This is a genomic window from Streptomyces sodiiphilus, assembly GCF_039529215.1.
Lineage (GTDB): Bacteria > Actinomycetota > Actinomycetes > Streptomycetales > Streptomycetaceae > Streptomyces > Streptomyces sodiiphilus.
This window is the reverse complement of the sequence record NZ_BAAAMJ010000021.1, coordinates 1-15,744: the sequence shown is the minus strand read 5'-3', so window position 1 is coordinate 15,744 and position 15,744 is coordinate 1. Positions and strand designations below refer to the sequence as shown.

General features: G+C 71.4%; 17 protein-coding genes and 1 pseudogene. 6 read left to right on the top strand and 12 right to left on the bottom strand.

All coding sequences use genetic code 11. The features are described 5' to 3' along the window. Positions 1-7 precede the first annotated feature (7 nt). The 3 genes from ABD299_RS11745 to ABD299_RS11735 form a co-directional block, all read right to left on the bottom strand. Positions 8-487 carry a hypothetical protein gene (locus ABD299_RS11745; protein ID WP_344261272.1) on the bottom strand — a complete coding sequence of 160 codons (480 nt, stop codon included), beginning with the start codon at positions 485-487 and terminating at the stop codon, positions 8-10. Positions 488-608: 121 nt separating this feature from the next. Then, on the bottom strand, positions 609-959 hold the full coding sequence (locus ABD299_RS11740) for a DoxX family protein (RefSeq protein WP_344261270.1): 351 nt from the start codon (positions 957-959) through the stop codon (positions 609-611). A gap of 111 nt (positions 960-1,070) precedes the next feature. Further along, positions 1,071-1,982, bottom strand: coding sequence for an aldo/keto reductase (locus ABD299_RS11735; RefSeq protein WP_344261296.1), 912 nt, complete (start codon positions 1,980-1,982; stop codon positions 1,071-1,073). Between the two features lie 109 nt (positions 1,983-2,091). On the opposite strand from ABD299_RS11735, the gene ABD299_RS11730 reads away from it, so the two are divergent. Both ABD299_RS11730 and ABD299_RS11725 read left to right on the top strand, forming a co-directional pair. Beyond that, positions 2,092-2,739 carry a TetR/AcrR family transcriptional regulator gene (locus tag ABD299_RS11730; protein ID WP_344261268.1) on the top strand — a complete coding sequence of 216 codons (648 nt, stop codon included), beginning with the start codon at positions 2,092-2,094 and terminating at the stop codon, positions 2,737-2,739. Between the two features lie 168 nt (positions 2,740-2,907). Then, positions 2,908-3,705, top strand: a complete 798-nt coding sequence (locus ABD299_RS11725) for a sigma 54 modulation/S30EA ribosomal C-terminal domain-containing protein (RefSeq protein WP_344261265.1) — start codon at positions 2,908-2,910, stop codon at positions 3,703-3,705. A gap of 37 nt (positions 3,706-3,742) precedes the next feature. Here ABD299_RS11725 and ABD299_RS11720 read toward each other — a convergent pair whose 3' ends face one another. Next, on the bottom strand, positions 3,743-4,909 hold the full coding sequence (locus tag ABD299_RS11720) for a baeRF2 domain-containing protein (protein ID WP_344261263.1): 1,167 nt from the start codon (positions 4,907-4,909) through the stop codon (positions 3,743-3,745). A 251-nt stretch (positions 4,910-5,160) separates the two neighbouring features. Here ABD299_RS11720 and ABD299_RS11715 point away from each other — a divergent pair. Both ABD299_RS11715 and ABD299_RS11710 read left to right on the top strand, forming a co-directional pair. Further along, a pseudogene (locus ABD299_RS11715) lies at positions 5,161-5,340 on the top strand (DUF1918 domain-containing protein); the annotation flags it as partial. A 451-nt stretch (positions 5,341-5,791) separates the two neighbouring features. After that, positions 5,792-7,363 (top strand): IPT/TIG domain-containing protein, encoded by a 1,572-nt coding sequence (locus tag ABD299_RS11710; protein ID WP_344261259.1) that lies wholly within the window; start codon positions 5,792-5,794, stop codon positions 7,361-7,363. Positions 7,364-7,449: 86 nt separating this feature from the next. Here ABD299_RS11710 and ABD299_RS11705 read toward each other — a convergent pair whose 3' ends face one another. The 3 genes from ABD299_RS11705 to ABD299_RS11695 all read right to left on the bottom strand — a co-directional run bounded on the left by ABD299_RS11705 (position 7,450) and on the right by ABD299_RS11695 (position 9,242). Beyond that, positions 7,450-7,665, bottom strand: coding sequence for a DUF6011 domain-containing protein (locus tag ABD299_RS11705; RefSeq protein WP_344261257.1), 216 nt, complete (start codon positions 7,663-7,665; stop codon positions 7,450-7,452). A 92-nt stretch (positions 7,666-7,757) separates the two neighbouring features. Further along, positions 7,758-8,417: a hypothetical protein gene (locus ABD299_RS11700; RefSeq protein ID WP_344261255.1), complete on the bottom strand. Its 660-nt coding sequence runs from the start codon at positions 8,415-8,417 to the stop codon at positions 7,758-7,760. A gap of 345 nt (positions 8,418-8,762) precedes the next feature. Then, entirely contained in the window at positions 8,763-9,242 is a 480-nt protein-coding gene (locus tag ABD299_RS11695) for an ATP-binding protein (protein ID WP_344261253.1), read from the bottom strand. A gap of 206 nt (positions 9,243-9,448) precedes the next feature. Between ABD299_RS11695 and ABD299_RS11690 the strand changes: the two genes are divergently transcribed. After that, on the top strand, positions 9,449-10,300 hold the full coding sequence (locus ABD299_RS11690; protein ID WP_344261251.1) for a helix-turn-helix domain-containing protein: 852 nt from the start codon (positions 9,449-9,451) through the stop codon (positions 10,298-10,300). An 11-nt stretch (positions 10,301-10,311) separates the two neighbouring features. After that, positions 10,312-10,512: a DUF397 domain-containing protein gene (locus ABD299_RS11685; RefSeq protein ID WP_344261249.1), complete on the top strand. Its 201-nt coding sequence runs from the start codon at positions 10,312-10,314 to the stop codon at positions 10,510-10,512. 56 nt (positions 10,513-10,568) lie between these two features. On the opposite strand, the gene ABD299_RS11680 is transcribed toward ABD299_RS11685, so the two are convergent. The 5 genes from ABD299_RS11680 to ABD299_RS11660 all read right to left on the bottom strand — a co-directional run bounded on the left by ABD299_RS11680 (position 10,569) and on the right by ABD299_RS11660 (position 15,468). Further along, positions 10,569-11,585, bottom strand: a complete 1,017-nt coding sequence (locus tag ABD299_RS11680) for a PASTA domain-containing protein (RefSeq protein WP_344261247.1) — start codon at positions 11,583-11,585, stop codon at positions 10,569-10,571. Positions 11,586-11,849: 264 nt separating this feature from the next. After that, complete coding sequence (locus ABD299_RS11675; protein ID WP_344261245.1) at positions 11,850-12,962, bottom strand: right-handed parallel beta-helix repeat-containing protein; 1,113 nt, start codon at positions 12,960-12,962, stop codon at positions 11,850-11,852. Between the two features lie 276 nt (positions 12,963-13,238). Continuing rightward, entirely contained in the window at positions 13,239-13,766 is a 528-nt protein-coding gene (locus tag ABD299_RS11670; RefSeq protein WP_425581316.1) for a phosphatase domain-containing protein, read from the bottom strand. Positions 13,767-13,826: 60 nt separating this feature from the next. Further along, a complete protein-coding gene (locus ABD299_RS11665; RefSeq protein ID WP_344261243.1) occupies positions 13,827-14,732 on the bottom strand; it encodes a transketolase family protein in 906 nt (301 codons plus the stop codon). Positions 14,733-14,760: 28 nt separating this feature from the next. Then, entirely contained in the window at positions 14,761-15,468 is a 708-nt protein-coding gene (locus tag ABD299_RS11660; protein ID WP_344261241.1) for a transketolase, read from the bottom strand. Between the last annotated feature and the right edge of the window lie 276 nt (positions 15,469-15,744).

Genomic DNA, 15,744 nt, shown 5'->3' with positions numbered 1-15,744 from the left:
GTGCCGGTCAGGAGAAGCCGTGCCTGGACTCGAACCGCCGGGTGCTCTCCCCCGCGAGGCCGATGGCGAGGACGATCCCCGCTCCGGCCAGCGAGATGAAGGCGAGGCTCAGCCGCTGGTCCCGCAGGGTCCCGCACCTGTCGGCGAGACGGCCTTCGGTCTCCTCCGGGAAGGCGACGGAGCCGCACAGGTTGGCGTCGTCCGAGGCGAACGCCGCCTCGCCGCGGTGGTCGACCGGCATGAGCAGCAGCAGGACGGCACCGAGAGCGAACAGGATGGCCAGGTTCAGCCGCAGGAAGTGGCCCTGCCGTTCCCTCCGCAGTTCCCGCGTCCAGCGGTCCGCCCAGGCGGCCTCCCCGGCCCGCCCCGCGTCGGGCTTCTCCGTGCCGGGCTGCTCCGCAACAACGGCCTTCTCCGCGTCGGCCCGCTCCACGTCCGCCGGCTCCGTCCCGGGCTGCTCCGTGCCGGGGCTCTCTGTGACTGTCATTCCCTCCCCTTTCAAACAAAACGCTTGCAGAGCATACGAGTTGACGGGCCCGGTCAGGAGCTGGGGTCTCGTCGCACACTGAGCCCGAGCGGGGGCCGGCAGCGGGAAGGGAAGCGAACAGTCAGACGGTGGCCAGGCCGAGCACCGCCGGAACGGCCCCTGCCACCAGGAGAACGGCCGGGACGGTGGTCCCCTTCGCGTCCCCGGCGCGCAGGTGGGTGATGACGGCGCCGGCGAAGTAGAGGACGACGCCGATGCCGGCCGCGATTCCCAGCGGCCGGTAGAAGATGCCCGCCAGCAGACCGAGCGCACCGGCGAACTCCAGGAGGGCCAGCGGGGCGAACCAGCTCATCGGCACGTCGAGTTTGGTCAGGGTTTCCGTTATGTGCTTGTCCTTCACGAGTTTCCCGCGGCCGGAGACGACAAGCAGCAGGGACAGTACGGCGGCGACCACGATGTAGGCGATGTTCACGGTTCCTCCAGGGGGTGGTTGGGTGTGCGGATGCCCGGCCGGCCGGTGACAGGCCTGGCCGCGCCGGGTGCGCGCCGGAGAGGCGAGCGCCGAGCGCCGGGCCGGTGGAAGCTACCGGGCCCCGGCCGAGGCCGAGTCGAGACGGGCGAGCTCCGGGCCGGACAGCTCGATACCGGCGGCGGCGATGTTCTCCTCCAGGTGCCGGAGGTCGGACGTGCCGGGGATCGGCGTGACCGGGACCCCCCATACGGCCGCCCGGTGCTGCACCCAGGACAGGGCGATCTGCCCGGGGCGCACGCCGTGCCGGCGTGCCACGTCGCGCAGGGCGCCGGCCAGGGAGGGAGCCGGGGCGCCGGGCGGCGAGGAGCCATGGGCCGGGGGCTGTCCGGCGGGTGGGACCGAAGCCAGCAGGCCGCGCCCGTGGGGGGAGAACGGCACGACTCCCACACCGAGGGCGGCGCACACCGGGATCATCGCCTCGATGCCGCGGGCGGACAGCGACCACTGCGACTGAACGGCGGTGACGGGGTGCACCGCGTGGGCGGCGCGGAGTTCTTCGCCGGTCACCTCGGAGAGACCGATGTGCCGTACCTTTCCTGCCGCCACCAGTGCGGACATGGCGCCGACGGTCTCCTCGACGGGCACGGCCGGGTCCGGGCGGTGCAGGTAGTACAGGTCGATGACGTCGGTGCCCAGCCGCCTGAGGCTCGCGTCGCAGGCGGCACGCGCGTACTCCGGGTCCCCTCGGATTCTCCAGTCGTCGCCGGCTCCGAAGACCACGCCGAACTTCGTGCAGACGATGGCCTCCTCCCGGCGGTGCCGTACCGCTCGGCCGACGAACCCCTCGTTGCGGCCGCGACCGTACATGTCGGCGGTGTCGAGAAAGGTGGCGCCGAGGTCGAGCGCCCTGTGCACCACGTCGGCCGCCGCCCGCTCGTCCGCCGAGGTGACGTCCTCGGTGATCCGCATGCAGCCCAGCCCCTGGACCGGTACCTCCAGTCCGCCCATGAACACCCGGCGCATCACCCGGAGCCCCCTGCGCGGACGCGTAACTGTCTGATCACCCGACCCAAGGTACAACGACCGTTGTAGTCTGGGAAGCGGTCGTTGTACATCTTCGGCGGGAGCTGCGTTGAACAGGCAGGACAAGGAGCCGGCCGGGCGCGGTGGCGGGTCCGGGGGCAAGCGCCGGGCCGTCCTCGACGCCGCCCGGGCGGTCTTCGGGCGAGTCGGCTACCACGCGGCCGGCATCGACACGATCGCTGCTGAGGCCCGGGTGTCGACGCGCACGATCTACAACCACTTCGCGAACAAGGAGCAGCTGTTCGTCACCGTGGTGACCGAGAGCGCGGCACGGGTCGCGGACGCGCACCTCGCGATCCTCGAACACCACCTCGGCGAGGTCGCCGACCTGGAGGCGGACCTCGTGGCCTTCGCGCAGGACTGGGTGAGGCCCCGGCCCGAGGATGCCGGCCACCTCGCCCTCGTCCGCAGGATCGCGGTGGAAGGCGACGACTTCCCGGCGGACCTGCGCGAGGCATGGCGGAGGGCGGGCCCGTCGCGGGTGCGGGACGCGCTGGCGGAGCGGCTGACACAACTCGCGGAGCGCGGGATGCTGCGGATCGACGACGGCCGCACCGCGGCCCGGCACTTCGCCGCGCTTGTCTCCACCGGATGGTCCGGTGCGGAGGGCGGGCCGTTCCCCGGCGAGCGCGAGGCGGCCGACGCCGCCACGGCGGGTGTGCGCGCCTTCCTGTACGGCCACCTCCCCCGGGACTGAGCGCGCCGACACAGGCCCCGGACACACGTTGCCGACCGTACCCGCCTCGATCAGACTGAACGGGAGAATACGGCATGTTCCGGGCGCATGGGCGCCCGGACGCCGGACGGCGCCTGCCCCGCCACCACGGGGACGGCGACCCCCGAAGAATCGAGCCAGGAGGACGCCATGACCAGCGCTGCCGACGCCGGCGCCCCGGACGTTCAGGTCGAGACCCGGGGGCGCGTGCTGCCCGACGAAGTGGACTACGCCCGGGAAAAGGTGCGGGCCCTGCTCGGCCGGGTACGCGAACCGGTCCTCTACGCCCGCCTCAAGCTGCTCGCCGAGGAGAACCCGGCGATGGAGCGCCCGGCCGTGATGCAGGCGAGCGTGGACGTCAACGGCCGCCCGGCCAGGGCGCACGTCGCGGCGCCCCGGATGCAGGAGGCAGCCGACCTGCTGCAGGACCGGCTGGCCCGGCAGCTCGACCAGCTCGACCGGCACTGGGAGGCGCGGCGCGGCAAGCGTCCGCTGGCCCACGAGTGGCGCCACGACAGCGAGCCCGCTCACCGTCCGGACTACTTCCCCCGGCCGGTCGAGGAACGCGAGGTGGTGCGCCACAAGTCCTTCTCGCTGGCCCGGGAGACGCCGGACGAGGCGGCCTTCGAGATGGAGTCGATGGACTACGACTTCCACCTGTTCACGGACGCCGACACCGGCGAGGACAGCGTCCTCTACCGCTCGGGCCCGACCGGATACCGCCTCGCCCAGGTCAGGCCGCGGCCCGAACTGATGGGGCCCGTGGCGGTGTCGCTGACGCTCAGCGAGCAGTCCCCGCCACGGCTCGACGTCGCCGGAGCCCGGCAGCGGCTGGAGGAGGGCGGGTACCCGTTCGTCTTCTTCGTCGACGAGGACACCGGCCGGGGCAACCTTCTCTATCACCGCTACGACGGCCACTACGGACTGATCACCCCCGCCGACGACTGAGCCGGCGGGGGTGGCGGGGGGAGAGAGGCCTGCTCCCTCAGGCGGCGGCGTTCACCGGGTAGCGGCACAGCGCCCCGATGCCGCCGGCCAAGAGCGCGGCACCATTGCCGCCGCCTCCGTCGCCGCCGGCCGCGGAATCCCCGGTGACGATCCGGACGTCGGCCCCGGTCAGCACCGCCGCGCGGACCGCGACATCGGCCAGCGGAGCCCGCTCCGCCGAACCGTTCCCGGCGGCGCCGGGCAGGGCGTCCTTCCGGTCGGCCACATCGGTGGGGGACGGACCGAACCACGCGGTGCGCCCGTCCTGCGGGTCGTGTGCCAGGACCAGGGTGTCGACCTGCCCGCGTGCCAGCGCCGCCAGCGTCTCGTGCGGTCCCTCCACGGTGCGCCCGGACGGATGCCGCTCCTCCGACATCCGGTTCAGCAGGGCCGCGGTCTCCTCGCCCACCGCCCGGTGCACCTCGTCCGCCACCTGCCGGGCGTGCTCGCGGCGTGCCGCCCGTTCGCCCCGGCTGCCCCTCACCCGGTGGACGGCGACCTGCTGCCGCACCCGGGGCGGCAGATGCTCCGTCACGTACTGCAGGGCCCGGACGTCACCGGCGAGCAGCAGCAGACTGGCGGAGACCCGGGCGAGGTCCTGGTCGAGGACCTCGGCGACCCGCTCCGCGTTGTGCTCCCAGGAGTCCTCCGCACGGCGCTGGTGCCGCATCTGCTCCCATCCGCCGGGCGCGTTGCGCACGATCTCGTCGTCCGGCCCCTCGACCGTCTGCCCGTATGCTTCCGTGCTGCCCTGCGGGAAGACCTGTACGTCCGCCCCTGCCCGGTCGACCACGGCCAGGACGTGTGCCGGATGCTCCTGCCACCACTCCAGCAGGGGCAGCAGGTGGGCGGTGGCGCGGTGCACCGCGATGTCGTCCCGCCGTGTGCCGGGCAGCTCGGTGGCGAACAGCAGCCTGCCGCCCGAGGCGAAGGCGGCCAGGGTGCCGGTGCCCGGCAGCGAGGCCCGGACCCGTTCGTCCAGAACCCGCAGGGTGGCGGGGTCGGTGCCCTGCTCGGCGAGTTGCCGGGACATCGTCTGCAGGCGCAGTTCGGCTTCCTCCCGCCGGGGCCGGATCTCGCGCCCGAAGTACACCGAGGCCACCGGGCCCTCGGCCCGCAGCACCTCGCGCAGGGTGTCGGCGTCGGTCTCTCTGATCGTCCTCATCGGACCGTCCTCACGTAGTGAATCTCCCATATCCGACGATATGCACGGTGTCGGGTGGCTGCCACGGGGATGGCCCGTGATGCCGGGAGACATCCAGGGATGCCCTGGAGTGTCCCGGGATGCCCGGAGGTGATGTTCACCGGAATGGGGCAGAATGCCGGGAATGCGGGTACCCGGTCTCTGCGAGGACGGCGCCCGTGTCCTCACCGGCCACCGAGGGTGGCCCGCAGCGGAAAGGGAGGACGAGGCACATGAAGGCAGAAGTGGGAGACCACCTGATCGTGGAGAGCCCGGTCACCGGCAAGCCGCGACGGGAGGGCGAGATCGTCGGACTCCACCACGAGAACGGGGAACCGCCGTACGACGTGCGCTGGACGGACAACGACCACGTGAGCGTGGTCTTCCCCGGCCCGGACGCACACATCCAGCACCACACCGACCGCCCGGACGTCCCCGGTAGCTCCTGAAGAGCGGGCGGCCGGGGGCTGCTGCCGGTCTCGGTGCCGCTGCCGTGCGCGGCAGCACCTTCGAGATTCCGTGAGTCGGCCGAGCCCTCGGATTGTTGTACTCGCCGCACAGCAGGGAGTAAGAGGCGCTCTTCATACAGTGCGAAATGCCTCCAATGCGCCTGCTGGTGTGCCCACTTCCCCGGTTCTCCGCCTGGAGCCGGGGAATTCTTCGTATGCGGGCTCGCACGCCATTTCCGGGCCTCGGCAGAAGGGTGACCTCCTGCTCCAACCTGCTCTGGGGAATGGGTGCGCGATGAAGACACAGACGACAGCCAGGCCCCCGAGGCCGTCCATTCACGCCGCCGTGGGGACTCTCGCCGCCCCCTCCCCGCAGGTGATGGCGACGCTCCCGGCGGGAGCGAGACCGCTGGGAGTGGCAACGAGCCCGTTGGGGCCGCCGCTCGCCTACGCGGCCAGTAACGCCTCGGGGACCGTCAGTATTCTCGATGCGGGAACGCTCACGATCTCCACCCCCGCGGCCCCGCTGGCCGCCCCGGCAGGCGTCACGCTCACCCCTGACAACGTCTACCTCTACGTGGCCAACAGCGGGGGGAACACCGTCAGTGTGGTGCAGCGCAATCTCTTCGCGGTCACCAACACCATCGGGGTGGGGGAAACCCCCTTCGGTATCCAGGTAAGTCCCAACGGCCTGTTCGTCTACGTCGCCAATCAGGCCTCGGACACCGTCAGTGTCATCAGCACCGCCCCCCGGACCGTCGTCGCGACCATCCCGGTCGGGTCCTCGCCCACCTGGGTCGTTGCCGCTCCGAACGACCTGGAGGTGTATGTGACCAACCAGGGCGGTGATTCGGTCAGTGTGATCAGTACGGTCACCCACACGGTCGTGGCGACCGTGATCGGCCTGTCGGCTCCGTACGGCGCGGCGATCACCAGCGACAGCCGGTACCTGTATGTGGCCAACAGCACGGCGAACACCGTCAGTGTCATCGACACCGTCAGCCGGGCGATCACGGCCACCATTCCCGTGGGCACCGCGCCATGGGGCGTGACGGTCACCCCGGATAACAGCCACGTCTACGTGGCGAACCATGGCTCCGACACGGTCAGCTACATCGACACCGCCACCAACACGGTGAGCAGCACCGTCGCTGTCGGCCATCAGCCGACCGGTGTCGGTGTCGCGGCCAGCGGGCTGGCCGCCTTCGTGTCCAACAGCGGGGCGAACACCGTCACCGTCCTCGCGCTCATCAACATGATCAGGCCCTCGGCGGGGCCGGAGGCGGGCGGCAACATCGTGACCGTCACCGGCACCAATCTGAGCAATGCCACCGCGGTGAGGTTCAGCGAGGTGCCCGGCACCATCATGGCGAACACGGTCAGTCAGATTCTCGTGGTCCCGCCACCTGGTGTCGGAGTCGCCCAGCTCACCGTCACCACTGCGGGAGGCACCAGCAATGCGAAACCGTATGTCTACGCTCCCGGCGGTGAGCTGGTCGCTCTGAGTCCGGAAGCCGGCCCGACCGCCGGCAGGAACATCATCAGCATCGAGGGACACAGGTTCAGCACCGCCACACAGGTCCGGTTCGGCTCGGTGCCCGCTGTGCCCACCGTGGTCAGCGACCAGCTGATTACGGTCACCGTTCCACCCGCCGACGGGCCGGGCCGGGTTCCCGTCACCGTCACCACGGCCGGCGGCCCCACCACTGACAGCATCACCTACGCGTATATCGATCCGCCCCTCCTCAGTGCCGTGAGCCCGAACACCGGCCCGGTCCCCGGCGGGAACGTCATCAATCTCTACGGCCTGAATCTGTCGACGACCAGCATGGTGACGTTCAACAACGCGCTCGTTCAGTACAGCGTCCAGTCCGACACCGTTCTGACCGTCGTCGTGCCCCCGAACCCTGCCCCCGGAGCGGCAGACATCGCCCTCACCACCGACTCCGGTACGACCGCACTCTCCGGCGCCTACCTCTATGTCTGAGCCGGAACCACCCGTTTCCGGGCCTGGCCGTGACGGCGGCCGTCGGCCGCGGCGCACCTATTCGGGACCCGACAGTCCCACAGTGGTCACACGCCGGGCAGGGCGTCCTGTTCCACCTCGGGGGTGGCGGGGCGGGGGGCCGTGCGCAGCGCGAGCTTCTCGCGGCAACCGGCCCCCAGACCCCACGTGCGGGCCTCGCGGTCGGTCAGCGGGCGCCCGCACAGGCGGCAGACGACGCGGCGGCCCCGGGCGCCGGGCTCCTGTTCGAGCCCGGGGAGGGGCGGGAGATCGGCGGAGGACATACCTCTGGTGTACCACCGGCAGCGCCCCCGAGCGGCGCTGCCGGTGTTCCGGGCGGTTCCACCGCGCCGGTCGCGCGGCGAGTGTGCCGGTCTCAGTAGGCGTGCTGGTTGGGCGCCGCCCGGGAAGCGGGGGGCGCGGTGGTGCGCTGGATGCCGAAGAGCGGCCCGGCGGCGGAGGCCAGATCCGCCGAGCAGCCCACCGAGGTGTCCGGCGGAACCGCCAGCCGGCGCAGCGCACCCGCGAACACGTCCTCCACCAGGGCCAGGCGCCAGTGGAGTTCACCGGGGCCGTGCGGACCCTTGCGGGGGCGGTCGGCCAGCGCGGTGAGCACGTCCATGGCGCTGTTGCGCAGGTCCGCCATGGCCTGCCACTCGTTCGGCGGGCGGACGGGGGAGCGGCCCTGCGCGGCGGCGACCGGAGCGCCGAGGGCTTCCGGGATCCGGGTGGGCAGCCCGGCGTACCAGTCGACCATCTGGCCGGTGAGGTCGGCCTGCAGCCCGTTGAGGAAGACCAGCAGCATGGTCGCGCCGACAGCCGGCGTGACGGGCTCCGGTGGCGCCTCCGAAGGGGGAGGCGGGTAGTCGCTGGGCCTGGTGGGGGTGGGCTCGAGAAAGGCCCGGATCACGACCGGGACCGGTTCGCCCTGCTGGGCGGACGGGCGGGAGGTGGGTGGGGCGAGCAGCGCTTTCACAGGAGCGATACCGCGGGCGGCCTGCTCGGCTGCTGCCAGGCAGGCGTGCTCAGTGGGCACGGAACTGTCACCTCAAACTTCTCCGCGGGCTGCCACAGCGGCGGCACCGGTCTCACAGTCGGGGTCGTACGGTACCCCCGGGTGAGGGATTCGGGGAGAGGTTGTACGGAATGCATCGTTACAAGTAGGTCGCTGATCAGCGGCGAGACGGCGGCTGGTAACGGGAGCAACGGGCCGGAACATCACCTGAGGGTGAGTGGGTGGATGCGCTGCGCTCCCCCTGCCCGGCGGTGCGGGCCGCGGGGGGACAGCGGGCGGCCACGTGTCTGTGCACCGACACGTGGGGTCCCGTCTCCGCTCCGGCCGCTCGTGAGGGGGTATCCCTCCGCGGTCGCGGAGCGTGCTTCAGGCCGCGACGGCCTGCGGCTGCCCGTCACCGACGAGCAACTCGAACCAGATGGTCTTGCCGCCCGGGCCCCAGGGGCTGTCTCCGAGCGGGCAGGCGCCCCAGCGGTCGGCCAGGAGATCGAGAAGGAGCAGTCCTCTGCCGTGGTCGGCGTCGGCCGGAGGCCCCGGGCGCGGCCCGCCGCACACGACGGGAAGCCCGGGGTCCGGGTCCCAGACGCTCACCCGGAGCGCCGGGTGCAGCCACTCCACGCGGACGGACGCCGGGCCCTTGGTGTACCGGACGGAGTTGGTCGCCAGCTCGGAGGCCAGCAGCTCAGCCCGCTCGGCGAGTTCGCCCAGCTCGTGCAGGGCGAGAACGGCCCGCAGCGTGCGCCGGGCCACCCGGGGCCCGCGCGGATCACGGGGAATCCGCAGCTCGTACTGCCACGACCGGGACAGCGGGACGGGCGCGGGACGCTGCGGGGGAACGGGAAACACGGACACCTCCGGGTGAGGAACGGATCGCGGACGCCGGCTCTCGTGAGCGCGTGCCTCGTTGGGCTGCTTCGCGAGCGGCATCCCCACACAGTACGGCCCGAGTACCACGTGTAGTACTTGATTCATTACAAAGGGTGAACTTCTGTTGGTGTGGGTTCTCCGCGTTCGCGCCGTGGCCAGACTGGGCCGGGACGAAGAGAGGGATGATGGCACCCAGGCACACACCAACCGTGCGTCAGCGCAGATTCGGGGCGGAGCTTCGCCGACTGAGGGAATCGGTCGGCATGTCGGCGCCTAGGGCAGCCGAACTGCTGGGAACGGACCGCACGGTGATCTCCAACATCGAGTCCGGGCGCTTCGGGATCAGCGAACAGCGGCTGCGGCGACTGGCGAGCATCTACGAGTGCGGCGATCCGGGCCTTGTCGACTCCCTGGCCGCGATGACGGGAGGGCGACGGAAGGGCTGGTGGGATGAGTACCGGGGCAAGATCCCGCCGGACTTCCTCGACGTGTCGGAGATCGAGCACTACGCCGTGCGTCTGCGCACGGTGCAGACGGCGCTGCTGCCCGGACTCTTCCAGACCGAGGACCACGCCCGGGCCCTCTTCGACCTCTTCGTGCCAGAGCTCCCGCGTCTGGAGGTGGAGTTGAGGGTGGCGCATCGTCTCGGCCGTCAGGCCGTGGTCCTGGGCGACGACCCGGTGCCGTATCTCGGAGTGATTCACGAGGCGGCCCTGCGCATGCAGCCGGGAGGCAGGAAGGTGGCCCATGCCCAGCTCGATCACCTGCTGGAGTCGTCCGAGCGTCCGAATGTCACCTTCCGGGTGATCCCGTTCGCGGCAGGAGGCTTCCCGCTCATCGGCGACTCGGTCATGTACGCGGAGGCCGGCAGTCCGCACCTCGATACCGTCCACATGGATTCACCTCTGGGGGCGGTGTTCATCGATTCGCCGGCCCAGCTGGCGCACTTCCGCCGAAGGCTGGACTTGATCGAACAGGTCGCGTTGACTGCTGACGAGTCGAAGGACTTCATCTTCGCCGTAGCCCGAGACCTGTGAGGTGTCATCCGGTGTCCGAGCAGCTGTGCTGGCTCAAGTCGTCGTACTCCGAATCGGGCGGCAACAACTGTGTCGAGGTCGCGGACACGGGTGCGGGTGCGCTCGCGCTGCGGGAGAGCGAGCGTCCCGGGCAGGTGCTGACAGCCGGCCCGGCCGCGTTCCGGGCCCTGCTGGTCCATGTCCGGAACGGCCGGCTGAACTTCCCCGGCTGATACCGCACCTCCGTCCCGCCCTCCCGGCCGTTCGCGGGGCGCGGCGCCGGGTGGTGTCAGAGGGGACGCCAGCGGTAGTGGGGGTCCGTGTCCGAAGTCGTGCACTGCATCATCCGGCCTCGGGACGTGGCGCCGTAGGCGCCCGGCGGGTGGCAGGGGGCGCCGCGACGGACGTTCTCCTGGTAGTAGTCCTCCCAGTCCTGGCCCGGGTCGCCACCGTCCGCGCCTTCCGCAGACGATCCCTCCGACGTGGAACCGCCGTTCGACGCGCCCCCTCCGGAAGAGCCGCCCGGCGAGCCGTCGTTCGTCTCCCCGCCGCCTTCCGACGGCTCCGGCTCGGACGCCTCCGGGGAGGGAGACGGTGAGGAGGGAGGCGGCTGCACGGGCATCGGGCCCCCGTTCCGCTGCGGACAGAGGGTGCCGGGCTTCGCCACGTACAGCCGGACCCGCAGCCGTTCCGAGTACGGCGCCTGCCTGGCCCCGGTGGCAGGGCTCTGGAAGCAGACCTGCCAGGCGCCGGGATCGGCGGGATTCTCGACGTCACTGTGCGCGCTCAGCGCGGAGATGTCCTCGATGCCCAGTTCGCCGATCCGCTCCGAAGCCTCGGAGTACGGCACCCCCGTGACATCGGGGAAGACCGGCCACGTGATGCCGGGGGCGGCCTCCTCCGGGCACGGGCTGCCCTCGGGGGCCAGGCCGAACTCCATGACCGGCATGAAGTTCTCGCCGGTGCCCGCCGTCTCCTCCTGGAAACAGACCTGCCAGGCGCTCTCCATCCAGGAGCGTGCCTGCGCCTCCCCCGAGACGTTCACCGGCACCGGCAGGAAACCGTCTCTCCGCGCCGCGCCCCCGGCCTCGTCGTAGGTCATGCCCACGTAGTTGTGCGCGGTTTCCTCCGGTGCCGGCCGGACGCTGTCGGTGGCGGCGGCCGGCTCGGTCCGGGTGTCCGCCGCGCCGCAGCCGGTCAGCAGAAGGCCGAGTACGGCCAGCCCGGCTGCCGCCCGCTTCGCGCCCACCGGGCGGCGCGGCCACCGGCGCGACGACGTACCGGTGGATATTTCGGGTGAGACCATGGTGAAGCTCCCAGACGTGCCGCGCGGGTGCCACCCGTCGGGGGCTTACGGGGGCGAGCCGCAGCGTACCCACTGTGTGGGTGCTTTTCGTGCCCGGTGGGAACTTTTTGTGCGGCTGTTATGTGTGCGGGACGAAGACGAAGGCGGGATCCGGGCCCCATTTCCGCGATCTCCTTGCCGGTTCCGGGCCCGGTTCCGTCACACCGCCTCGGCGGCGGCGGTCCGCAGAGCCGCCGAGGCGGACCGGGCCCCCCGGTGGTTGCGCTACCGCTGCCGGTGCTCGAGGGCGGCGGTCTTCACCGCGTGCAGCCGGACGTTGAGACCGCCGAGCCGGACGTCGAGCCCGCCGGCGGCATCGAGCCGCGCGTCGAGCGCGCCGAGCGGGTTGACGCAGCCGGGAACGCCGCCGGGCGGTGCGCAGTTGTCGGGGGTGTTGGCGGTGACGGCGCTGCCGAGGAGAACGACATCGCCGTCACTGTTGTAGATGCCGCCCCCGCTCTGCGGACCACCGGTCGCCGTGTTGCCGGTCACCCGGCTGGAGGCGAGAGTCGCCAGGCTCTCGTCGTTGTAGATGCCGCCTCCCAGCTCGGCTTGGTTGCCCCGGACCACGGTGGAGTTGAGCCGCAGTCGCGAGTCATCGAAGTTGTCGATTCCCCCGCCCCAGCGATCCGCCGTGTTCCCGGTGACCAGCACGGCGTCCAGCGTCGCTGTGCCATCCGGAAAGTTCTCCAGGCCGCCGCCGTCGAACCCGGCGGTGTTGTCGCGCAGCGCGCCTTCCCTCATCCGCAGCGTGCCGCCGGCGTTCTGGATACCGCCGCCGAACACCTCGGTGCTGTTGTTCCTCACCGTGGTCTGATTCAGGATCAGCGTGCCGGCCTCGCTGTAGATTCCGCCGCCGCCGGAGTAGGCCCAGTTGTTCCGCACGGTCGCGTTGTTGAGAGTGACCGACCCGCCCTCGTTGTAGATCCCGCCTCCGTAGAAGCCGTCCGGGGTGATTCCTGCCCGGCCGCCGCTCACGGTGATCCGGTTCAGGGTGAGACTGCCGCCCGAAACGACATGGAAGATTCTGAACTCCTCCGTCGCGGTGGGGGCACGGCGGATGGTCGCGCCGAAGGTGGCGGAGATGCGGACGTTCCCGGTGATCTCCGGCAGTCCGTCGTCGCCGGTCTCGGCGGTGGTCAGGTTGTAGGTGCACCCGGAGGCCAGGGCGATGGACGTGCCGGTGACATTGGCGTCGTTGATCGCCGCCTTGAGCCCGGCGATGTCGTTGCAGGGGACGAAGGTGGCCGCCTGGGCCTGCCACGGCGGCAGAGCCGCGAGACACATCCCCAGGGCAAGGGCGGCACTCAGGGTGCCGCGTCGCAGCGTGATGTTCATGGATGTTCCCTGTCGTTCGGCGGGCAGGTGCGCCCGGAGATTCGTGAGTGCGAAGCGAACGGGGGACGCGAGCCGGGTGTCCGGTTGCGGCTCGCAAGGGCGTGGCGCGCCTGGCAAGTAGCGTGTCCTGCCCGTTGCCGCCGGTAACCACCCGTGGGTGGGCACCCGCATCACGCGGAAGGCGGAGTCCTCATCCCGGGCGCGGAGGTTCGCGCCGTTCGCACCTGCGCGCGGTGCGAAGACAGGGCGGGGTGGGTGTGACGGGAGCGGGACCGCTCAGGTCCGCCCCTCGCACTCCTGCGCCTCCTGGAGTGTGTCGGCAGCGGCCATCCACCCGGCGCGCAGGACGGTGAAGCCGGCGCTTTCGTACGCGTCGCACACCGCGTGGTCGTCGTCCACGACCACCGCCACGGTGCGGTCCCGGGCCACTTGCCGCAGCAGGCCGGGCTTGGCCACCCGGGCCGGGCGGTAGTCGCCGGGGGCGCGCATCAGCAGCCGTCCGGGCGGCAGGCCGTGCCGCTCCAGCCATTCCACGGTGTCCCGGCGGCAGCGCTCGGGGCGGCCGGTGACGTAGGCGAGTTCGTGGTCCTCGGCGCGGGCCAGGGCGAGCCGGACCCCCTCGTCGAGCGGTGGGTCGTCGACCGCGGCGCGGAAGAACGCGTCCCAGTCCTTGGGGCGTCGTCGCAGGTGGTGCAGGCGGTGCCGGACGTCCGCGAGCGTCCCGTCCAGATCGAACACCGCGAGCGGTTGTCGGGCCACGGGACCGGCCGCCTTCCGGGAGCAGCGGGACAGGACGCCTGTCATGTTCTCACTTCGGGCCCGGTCGTCCGGCGCGGCCGTCCCCTGCGCCGTGTCGCCGGCCGGTCAGCCGCCGGTGAATGCGGTGACGCTGCTCCGCAGCGATGCCGGATCCAGGCCGTGGGCGGCGATGTGCTCGTGCGGCTCGCCGTAGCGGCGCAGTTCCTTCCGCCCGGTGCCCAGCGCCAGCACCCGGTGCGGAACGTCGGCGAGGGCCTCGTTGACCGCCGCGGTGGACGTCCCGGCCAGGTAGGGCTCGACCAGGACGACGTCCGCCGTGGGGCCCGCGACGGCGGCGCGCAGGGCGGCGGCGTCGAAGGGCCGCACGGTGGTGGCGTAGAGCAGGGTGACATCGAGGCCCTCGGTGCCGGTCCGGACGTTGTCCAGCAGCGGCCCGACGGCGACCACCACCGGTGCGCCGGGACTGCCCTGACGGACGGTGAGGAATCCGGCGCCGTTCACCGGTTGGGGTGCCTGGTTGGACTGGAGGGAGAGCCGGACGTAGACCTTGTCGTTCCCCGCCCCGGCGGCGCGCCGCAGCAGCGCCTCGGCTTCCTCGGGGTGGCCGGGGACATGCACCGTCCAGCCGTCGAGGGTGTCCAGGAGGGCGACGTCGCCGGGCGACATGTGGGTGTAGCCGCCGGCCGGCCAGTCGTGGGAGGCGCCGGCGCTCACCAGCACGCCGCCGGTGCCCTGATGGCCGAAGTCCAGCTTCACCTGTTCGAAGGGGCGCTCCACGAGGAAGGCGGCGAAGGTGTGGACGACCGGACGCATGCCGGTGAGGGCCAGGCCGCCGCCCACCCCGATCATCAGCTGCTCGCGGATGCCCACGTTGACGACACGGTCGGGATGGCGGCGGGCGGCACCGGTGAAGCCGTCCATGCCGATCTCGGCCAGGACCACGGCGAGCCGGGGGTCCTCGTCGAGCAGTTGGGAGGTGACGGCGGCGAAGCGTTCACGCATGGTGTCCATCGGGGGTCCTCGGTATCTCGTGGGGTCGTCAGGAGTTCTTGGGTTCGACGCGGGCGATCACGGCGTGCGGGCGGTCGGGATGCGGACGGGTGAAGGCCTCGTACAGCTCCTCGTGGTCCCGGCCGTCCACGGTGGCCACGGACCAGCCGGCGGCCCGGAAGCGGGCGGTCATTCCGCCGGGGCGCGCGTGGCTGGCCGAGGCGTTGTCGATGACGAGAACGTGCAGGGCGGCGAGGCGGGAGGAGCCCGCGTAGGCGATGGCCTCGTGGTTGCTTCCTTCGTCCAGTTCCGCGTCGCCGACCAGCACCCACACGCGGGGGCCCCGGCGGCCCTGGGCTCGCAGTCCGAGCGTGGTGCCGACCGCCAGGGGCAGCCCGTGGCCCAGCGAGCCGCTGCCGATCTCGGCCCCGGGCACGAGCACCCGGTCCGGGTGATGGCCCAGCGGTGAGTCGTAGGCGCCGAAGCCGTCCAGCCATTCGACGGGGAAGAAGCCCTTGGCCGCGAGGATGGCGTAGTAGGCCATGGGGCCGTGGCCCTTGGAGAGGAGAAAGCGGTCCCGGGCCGGATCCGTGGCGGTGGCGGGGGAGACCCGCAGCACCCTGTCGTACAGGACCCACAGGGCGTCCAGGGTGGAGGTGGCGGCGGGGCCGTGCTTCTCGGCGCCGGTCATCCGGGCCATCAGCCGCGGCAGGTCGTCGTAGCCGTACTCGGTGTCCGTGAGCGTTGTCGATGTCATGAGGAAAGCGTGCGACTTCAAGTGAACTTGAGGTCAAGTGTGTGGCAAGTCGGCTCACTCCTTCGGGTGGAGTTCGATGCTTGACCTGCTGTTTTCACGGGAGGTTCGAAAGAATGGGGGAGTAGTCGGATGCGGGAAGGGGACGGGGAGCGGCATGGAGGATCGGGTGGGTTCGGTCGGGTTGGTGGGGTCGGTGTTCTGTGGTCCGGTGGGGGAAGGGCTGCCGGATCTGGACGGGTTGGGTGCGGGGGAGCGGGTCGAGTTGTTGCGGTGGCT

Bases quoted from the DNA above. Each gene is read 5' to 3' on its own strand.
- ABD299_RS11745 (WP_344261272.1), bottom strand. From the start codon at position 487: ATGACAGTCACAGAGAGCCCCGGCACGGAGCAGCCCGGGACGGAGCCG.
- ABD299_RS11735 (WP_344261296.1), bottom strand. From the start codon at position 1,982: ATGCGCCGGGTGTTCATGGGCGGACTGGAGGTACCGGTCCAGGGGCTG.
- ABD299_RS11725 (WP_344261265.1), top strand. From the start codon at position 2,908: ATGACCAGCGCTGCCGACGCCGGCGCCCCGGACGTTCAGGTCGAGACC.
- ABD299_RS11720 (WP_344261263.1), bottom strand. From the start codon at position 4,909: ATGAGGACGATCAGAGAGACCGACGCCGACACCCTGCGCGAGGTGCTG.
- ABD299_RS11705 (WP_344261257.1), bottom strand. From the start codon at position 7,665: ATGTCCTCCGCCGATCTCCCGCCCCTCCCCGGGCTCGAACAGGAGCCC.
- ABD299_RS11690 (WP_344261251.1), top strand. From the start codon at position 9,449: ATGGCACCCAGGCACACACCAACCGTGCGTCAGCGCAGATTCGGGGCG.
- ABD299_RS11680 (WP_344261247.1), bottom strand. From the start codon at position 11,585: ATGGTCTCACCCGAAATATCCACCGGTACGTCGTCGCGCCGGTGGCCG.
- ABD299_RS11675 (WP_344261245.1), bottom strand. From the start codon at position 12,962: ATGAACATCACGCTGCGACGCGGCACCCTGAGTGCCGCCCTTGCCCTG.
- ABD299_RS11670 (WP_425581316.1), bottom strand. From the start codon at position 13,766: ATGACAGGCGTCCTGTCCCGCTGCTCCCGGAAGGCGGCCGGTCCCGTG.
- ABD299_RS11665 (WP_344261243.1), bottom strand. From the start codon at position 14,732: ATGGACACCATGCGTGAACGCTTCGCCGCCGTCACCTCCCAACTGCTC.
- ABD299_RS11660 (WP_344261241.1), bottom strand. From the start codon at position 15,468: ATGACATCGACAACGCTCACGGACACCGAGTACGGCTACGACGACCTG.